This window comes from Arthrobacter sp. efr-133-R2A-120, from assembly GCF_030209835.1.
Lineage (GTDB): Bacteria > Actinomycetota > Actinomycetes > Actinomycetales > Micrococcaceae > Arthrobacter.
In genome coordinates this window covers 117,186-123,449 of record NZ_JARVRF010000032.1, presented here as the reverse complement: position 1 = coordinate 123,449, position 6,264 = coordinate 117,186, and the positions used below count along the sequence as shown (strand labels likewise).

The following is a 6,264-nucleotide window of genomic DNA, read 5'->3' as shown; positions in this document are numbered from 1 at the left end:
AACCCGCTAAGGATGTGTGAGGTCTCTTCTCCTGCAGCCACGTCCAACCTCTCTTCATTGAATGTCTGGGCGCTTGCACTGTGGTGCGCGCTGAAACGTGCGTAGAAATTTCGTATTGTGAGAATAAAATTCTGTAATTCGAGATTAGCCATGCGTTCGCCAAGCGTCAATCTCGTCCCGCGGAGACTAGTGCCCACAAGGCCTAGCGGCCCCACGCCGCCGTTTGTGACCGCCGTCGGGAGGCGGGCCCTTGACCAAAGGTGACCTAGGTCATACAGTTATTTCACTATTCAATAACTAGATTCCACGATGCGAAAAGTTTCAACTCCTCTCACAGCGTCTCGGAAGCCTAGTTGCAGCACCACAAAGAAGTGGAGATCCACGATGCAATCGACTCCCCCAGTCGGCGTCACAACGGCTCCGGAGCAGGCCATACTGCCAGGCAGTTCGGTCCATCCGTCAGTAGGAAATGAAACCCTGTGCGATGTAGCGTCCGTCGCAGCAGGCCGCGACATCAGCCCCAGCCTCTATAACCTCGACCTCGCCCCCACCAAGAAGGAGGGCAGGCGCTGGACCAGCTACAGCATCTTCACCCTCTGGGCCAACGACGTCCACAGCCTCGGTAACTATGCTTTTGCAATCGGCCTCTTTTCCCTTGGCCTGGGCGGGTGGCAAATCCTCGTGGCCCTGGGCATCGGTGCCGTCTTGCTGTTCACCCTCTTGACGTTCTCCGGGTTCATGGGCCAGAAGACCGGCGTTCCCTTCCCGGTGATGAGCCGGATCAGCTTCGGCATCCGGGGCGCCCAGCTGGCCAGCCTGGTCCGCGGGGCAGTGGCCATTGCCTGGTTCGGGATTCAGACATACCTCGCCTCCGTGGTGCTCCGCGTCATGCTTGTCGCCATGTTCCCCGGGCTCAAGGACATGGACGCCAACTCGATCCTGGGCCTGTCCACCCTCGGCTGGATCGCCTTCGTTTCGCTCTGGATTGTCCAGTTGGTCATCGTCAGCTTCGGCATGGAAATGATCCGCAAGTACGAGGCCTTCGCAGGTCCCATCATTCTCGCCACCATGCTGGCCATTGCCATCTGGGTCTTCGTGGAGGCCGGGGGCGCCATCCAATGGTCCGGCATCAAGGGCCTCGAAGGCGGCGAGATGTGGCGCACGATCTTTGCCGGCGGCGCCCTCTGGGTCTCCATCTACGGCACTTTCGTCTTGAACTTCTGCGACTTCACCCGTTCCTCGGTGTCCAAGAAGTCGATTGTCCGCGGCAACTTCTGGGGCATCCCCATCAACATGCTCCTGTTCGGCGCAATCGTGGTCATCATGGCCGGTGGCCAGTACAAGATCAACGGCAAGATCATTGAGAGCCCCTCGGACATCGTGCAGAGCATCCCCAACACGCTCTTCCTTGTCCTCGCTTGCCTTGCCTTGCTGATCCTGACCATCGCAGTGAACCTCATGGCGAACTTCGTTGCACCCGTTTACGCCCTGACCAACCTCTTCCCCAAGCACCTGAACTTCCGCAAGGCAGCCTGGGTCAGCGGTACCATCGGCCTGATCATCCTGCCGTGGAACCTATACAACAACCCCTTGGTGATCGTGTACTTCCTGGGTGGACTCGGCGCGCTGCTCGGCCCGCTGTTCGGCGTCGTCATGGCCGACTACTGGCTCCTGCGCCGCGGCAAGGTCAACGTCCTCGACCTCTACACGGACCATCCTTCGGGCACCTACTTCTACAAGCGCGGCGTCAACCCCCGGGCGATCGCCGCAATGGTTCCGGCCGCCGTCGTCGCCGTCCTCATTGCCTTCGTTCCCGCACTGGAGGCCGTGGCACCGTTCGCCTGGTTCTTCGGCGCAGGCATCGGCGCGTTGTGCTACTACGTGTTCGCGGACAAGAAGCAGCAGCACACCGACGTCTCCGGCGAGCCGATCGCCGTCGTCAGCAACCACTAATATTCAACTCACTCGCAGTTGTTGTCGTTTTCGCCCGTCAAAACGACAACAACTGCGAGTCAGTTGGGCTACCCAGGAGGAACACATGCGCATCCTCGTCGCAAACGTCAACACCACCCAATCCATGACCGACTCCATCGCAGCCCAGGCGCGAAGCGTCGCGGCTCCCGGCACCGAGATCATCGGCATCACCCCGCGGTTCGGCGCCGACTCCTGCGAAGGAAACTTTGAAAGCTACCTCGCCGCCATCGCCGTGATGGACCGCGTGGTCAACTATCCCGAACCGTTCGACGCCGTCATCCAGGCCGGCTATGGCGAGCACGGCCGGGAGGGACTCCAGGAGCTCCTCGACGTTCCGGTGGTCGACATCACCGAGGCCGCAGCCAGCACCGCAATGTTCCTCGGGCACAAATACTCCGTGGTCACCACGTTGGACCGCGCGGTCCCGCTCATCGAGGACCGCCTCAAGCTTGCCGGGCTCGACGAGCGCTGTGCATCGGTCCGTGCGAGCGGTATGGCCGTCCTGGAGCTGGAAGAATACCCGGACCGGGCGGTCGAAGCCATCGTGGAACAGGCCGAGCGTGCCGTGCGTGACGACAAAGCCGAAGTCATCGTCCTCGGTTGCGGCGGCATGGCAGGCCTCGACGAACAGATCCGCCAACGCTGCGGAGTTCCTGTGGTGGACGGAGTGGCCGCGGCGGTGACCATCGCCGAATCGCTTGTCCGTCTGGGACTGTCCACGTCCAAGGTCCGGACTTACGCCACACCGCGTCCAAAGACCGTCATAGGCTGGCCCCTGACCACAACGGACACGACGACGGCGGATGCTCCCGCCGCGCACTAGCTCAACAAACAGGAGAACCGCGTGAGCGAAACCACCCCCGCCCGGTCCCGGGTCGCCGTCGTCACCGGAGCCGGCTCCGGGATCGGGCGGGCAGTCGCCCGGCTTCTGATGACGGAGGGCTACCGTGTTGCCCTCGCCGGTCGGCGGGAAACGCAGCTTCTCGAGACTGCTGACGGCCACCGCGAGGCGCTCGTGGTGCCGTGCGATGTAACAGTGCCCGACGACGTCGCGCGCCTTTTCGAGGCGGCCCGCCAGCGGTGGGGGAGGGTGGATGTCCTGTTCAACAACGCCGGCGTCTTCGGTCCTTCCGGCGGTGTGGACGAGATCAGCGTGGCCGATTGGAATGCCACCCTGGCCGTGAATGTCACCGGCTCCATGTTGTGCGCGGCAGAGGCCGTCCGGACGATGAAGGCGCAGGAGCCGCAAGGCGGACGCATCATCAACAACGGCTCCATCTCAGCCCATTCGCCGCGGCCATTGTCCGTCGCGTACACCGTGAGCAAGCACGCCATGAGCGGCCTGACCAAGAGCGTCGAACTGGACGGGCGTCCCTATGGCATTACGTGCGGGCAGATCGACATCGGCAACACCCGCACCGAGATCATGGACACCATCGGCGTAGGCTCGGGGGCACTCCAAGCCGATGGCAGCAGGCGCGTGGAGCCGATGTTTCCTGTGGAGGACGCCGCACGCGCGGTGCTCATGATGGCCAACATGCCGGCGTCGGCCAATGTTGGTTCCGTGGTGGTGACCGCAGCGGGGATGCCGTTCGTAGGCCGCGGCTAGAAAATCGACCAGCCCGTGCGGGTGGTGAACTCGTCGAGGGCGGCAACGCCCGCCAGTGAATTCCCGGATCGTCCCAGGCCGGGGCTCCAGACGCAGATGGTGCATTTGTTGGGCACCACGGCCACAATGCCGCCGCCTACCCCGCTCTTCCCAGGGAGCCCCACGCGGTAGGCGAATTCGCCGGCGGCGTCGTACGTGCCGCACGTGAGCATCACGGCGTTGATTCTCTTGGTCTGGGACGGGGACAGCAGCGGCGTGCCGTTCCCGCGCAAGCCGTTGTTGGCCAGGAACCTGCTCGCAAGGGCCAAGTCGGTGCAGCTCATTTCCAGGGCACACTGGTTGATGTAGGCCTCGAGGACTGATTCCACGGGGTTTTCGAGGTTCCCGTAGCTGGCCAGGAAGTGTGCCAGCGAGGCATTGCGGTGGCTGTTCGCTGCCTCTGAAGCTGCCACTTCGGGGTCCGTATCGACGGAGTTGTTGCCGCTTTCTTGACGAAGCAATTCCCGGACAGGAGATTTCGAGCTGCCCGCGATGGTGAGGAGCCTATCCGTGACAACAAGGGCGCCGGCATTGATGAACGGATTCCGGGGAATTCCATCCTCATGTTCCAGCTGCACCAGGGAATTGAACGGATTGCCGGAAGGCTCCCGGAATACGCGCTTCCAGATGCGGTCGCCATCCCCGGCCAGCACCAGTGCGAGGGCGTACACCTTCGAGATGCTTTGGATCGAGAAGGGGACGTCGGCGTCTCCCGAGGAGAACACGTCGCCGCTGGAGGTTGCCACGGAAATGCCGAATTGCTTGGTATCCACCTCGGCCAGGCTCGGGATGTAGTCTGCAGGGGCTCCTTGGCCGAGTAAGGGCTGAACGGTGCCGACAATGTCGTCAAGGAGATTTTGGAGGTCCATGGTTTTAGCGCCGTCCTTCGGGGTGGGTCCACAGCCTGAGCTGAAGATGCGCGAGCAGCCGTTGCTCTGCGGAGTGGAGGTCGATGCCCGCCACTTCGCACGCACGCCTCAGCCGGTAATGCACGGTATTCCGGTGGACGGCCAGTTCCTCCGCGCACCGGTTCACGTCGCCGAAGAACTCAAGATACGTCAGCAGAGTTGTGGCGAACTCGGGGTATCGCTTGCACAGCACGCTGATGCCTCCGTGCCGAAGGTCGGTCCTCGACGCCAGAAGTTCCAGCAATTCCTTCGTCAAAACGGTTGTTTCCACGTCGGCGTAGGACGCCACATGGATTGAGGGTGTGCTTTCCAAGACCTTCAGCACACTGCGCACGTGCTCAAGGGTGCCGTGAAGTGCGTCCAAGCGTTCGACGACGGGTCCGACGGCGGCCTGCACCTGGCAGTGCAAGTGGACCCTTGCGTCCCGGACAATGACGTTGATGAGGCGGTTGATGGCCGGCGGGGACTTCACGGGGTCAAGATCGGGAAGAATCATGGCTATTTCCAAGCCGATGGCTCCCACCACCGCACCCGGCCGGTAGGCCGCCGCATGGATCGATGCCACATTCGCCAGCTCGCCGCGCCGAAGTTGCAGGCCCGCCGCGGATTCGTCATCGCCTTTGGCGGAAATCAGGACGAGGGCCGCCGGCTTGGATGGATCGATGCCCGCGGACTGTGCCTGGGAGTGGATCTGTGGAGTGCCGCTGAGCAGGCTGGAGATCCTGTCGCGCCGTAGTGCCTGGGACTGTTCGTTGCGGTGCCGGACCAGTTCTATCGCCGCGTGCCGGGCAGCTCCAACCATGAGCTTGTCCGTGTTTGGAGCGAGGGGTTCCTTCCCTTCTTGAAGCCAGATGTACCCCAGGATCCTGTTGCCTGCGTGGATACCGATGGCCACCCGTTCCCGTAGGCCTTCCGTCGGGTTGGCTTCCATGTGGATGGGAGCTTCGGCCACTTGCAGGTGCTTGTAGACTCCGGACTCCTTCAACAGTTTTTGGTACCGCTCGGGTCCACGCCGGGCCAGGATGGAGAGCCTGCGTAGTTCATCGACGTCGTTGGAGGCCGGTGAATAGGCCAGGACGCGGTTTGCCGGATCCTCAATGACCACGTGGCCGTTGGTCAGGGTCGCGGTGGTCTGGGCGATAGCAAAAAGATCCCGGTGGATGATCGTGGACGCGTCGGTGGAAAGTGCCGGCTCCTGGATGCGGTCCTTGGCGATGCTCTCCAGCGTGCCCCAGCTCATTGCCGGAGACACAGCGATCAGCCCGATTCCGGTGGGAAGCAGCATTTCCCGGACGGCGTCCAGTTCCTCCTCGTTCCCTTTCACCGCGACGGCGGCGGGGTAGCCCGGAATCAGCTTCCGGATGCTCGGCAATGCCGCGCGACCCCGGACTCCGATCAGCAGGACCAAGCTCCCGCGTTGGACCGGCGTCTCGTCCTCGGCGTCTACGATCACAGTTTCACGAACCGTGCCATTGTCCGTTCCGGGAGGAACCAGCAGCTGCCCGTTGTCGACGCCGATGTCTTCAAGTATGTCGCTGAGCATGGCGCCAATGACATGCTCGGCAGATTCAAGGGGTGCCACCCGTATTCACTTCCTCTAAGCGGCTTAGCCGCGCCCACAGCCATGAACATTACTCGCACTCTGCCGGAACGGGTTGTCATTCGAGCACAACGGGGATCGGGCGAATTTAGCTGGCCAGACAGTTCCTTCGCTTCCCCCGGAACCTAGAGTTG

At 62.5% G+C, this 6,264-nt stretch carries 5 protein-coding genes; 3 read left to right on the top strand and 2 right to left on the bottom strand.

The features are described 5' to 3' along the window. Window positions 1-384 precede the first annotated feature (384 nt). The 3 genes from QRN52_RS15900 to QRN52_RS15890 all read left to right on the top strand — a co-directional run bounded on the left by QRN52_RS15900 (window position 385) and on the right by QRN52_RS15890 (window position 3,583). The gene (locus QRN52_RS15900; protein ID WP_284754174.1) at window positions 385-1,953 is read left to right on the top strand and encodes an NCS1 family nucleobase:cation symporter-1; all 1,569 of its coding nucleotides are present in this window, start codon (window positions 385-387) and stop codon (window positions 1,951-1,953) included. Window positions 1,954-2,038: 85 nt separating this feature from the next. After that, window positions 2,039-2,797: an aspartate/glutamate racemase family protein gene (locus tag QRN52_RS15895; protein WP_284754172.1), complete on the top strand. Its 759-nt coding sequence runs from the start codon at window positions 2,039-2,041 to the stop codon at window positions 2,795-2,797. A gap of 21 nt (window positions 2,798-2,818) precedes the next feature. Beyond that, entirely contained in the window at window positions 2,819-3,583 is a 765-nt protein-coding gene (locus tag QRN52_RS15890) for an SDR family oxidoreductase (RefSeq protein ID WP_284754170.1), read from the top strand. On the opposite strand, the gene QRN52_RS15885 is transcribed toward QRN52_RS15890, so the two are convergent. Further along, window positions 3,580-4,491: a glutaminase gene (locus tag QRN52_RS15885; RefSeq protein WP_284754169.1), complete on the bottom strand. Its 912-nt coding sequence runs from the start codon at window positions 4,489-4,491 to the stop codon at window positions 3,580-3,582. The genes QRN52_RS15890 and QRN52_RS15885 overlap by 4 nt on opposite strands. Before the next feature lie 4 nt (window positions 4,492-4,495). Next, on the bottom strand, window positions 4,496-6,112 hold the full coding sequence (locus QRN52_RS15880) for a PucR family transcriptional regulator (RefSeq protein ID WP_284754167.1): 1,617 nt from the start codon (window positions 6,110-6,112) through the stop codon (window positions 4,496-4,498). Window positions 6,113-6,264: the final 152 nt, after the last annotated feature.

Bases quoted from the DNA above. Each gene is read 5' to 3' on its own strand.
- QRN52_RS15900 (WP_284754174.1), top strand. From the start codon at position 385: ATGCAATCGACTCCCCCAGTCGGCGTCACAACGGCTCCGGAGCAGGCC.
- QRN52_RS15895 (WP_284754172.1), top strand. From the start codon at position 2,039: ATGCGCATCCTCGTCGCAAACGTCAACACCACCCAATCCATGACCGAC.
- QRN52_RS15885 (WP_284754169.1), bottom strand. From the start codon at position 4,491: ATGGACCTCCAAAATCTCCTTGACGACATTGTCGGCACCGTTCAGCCC.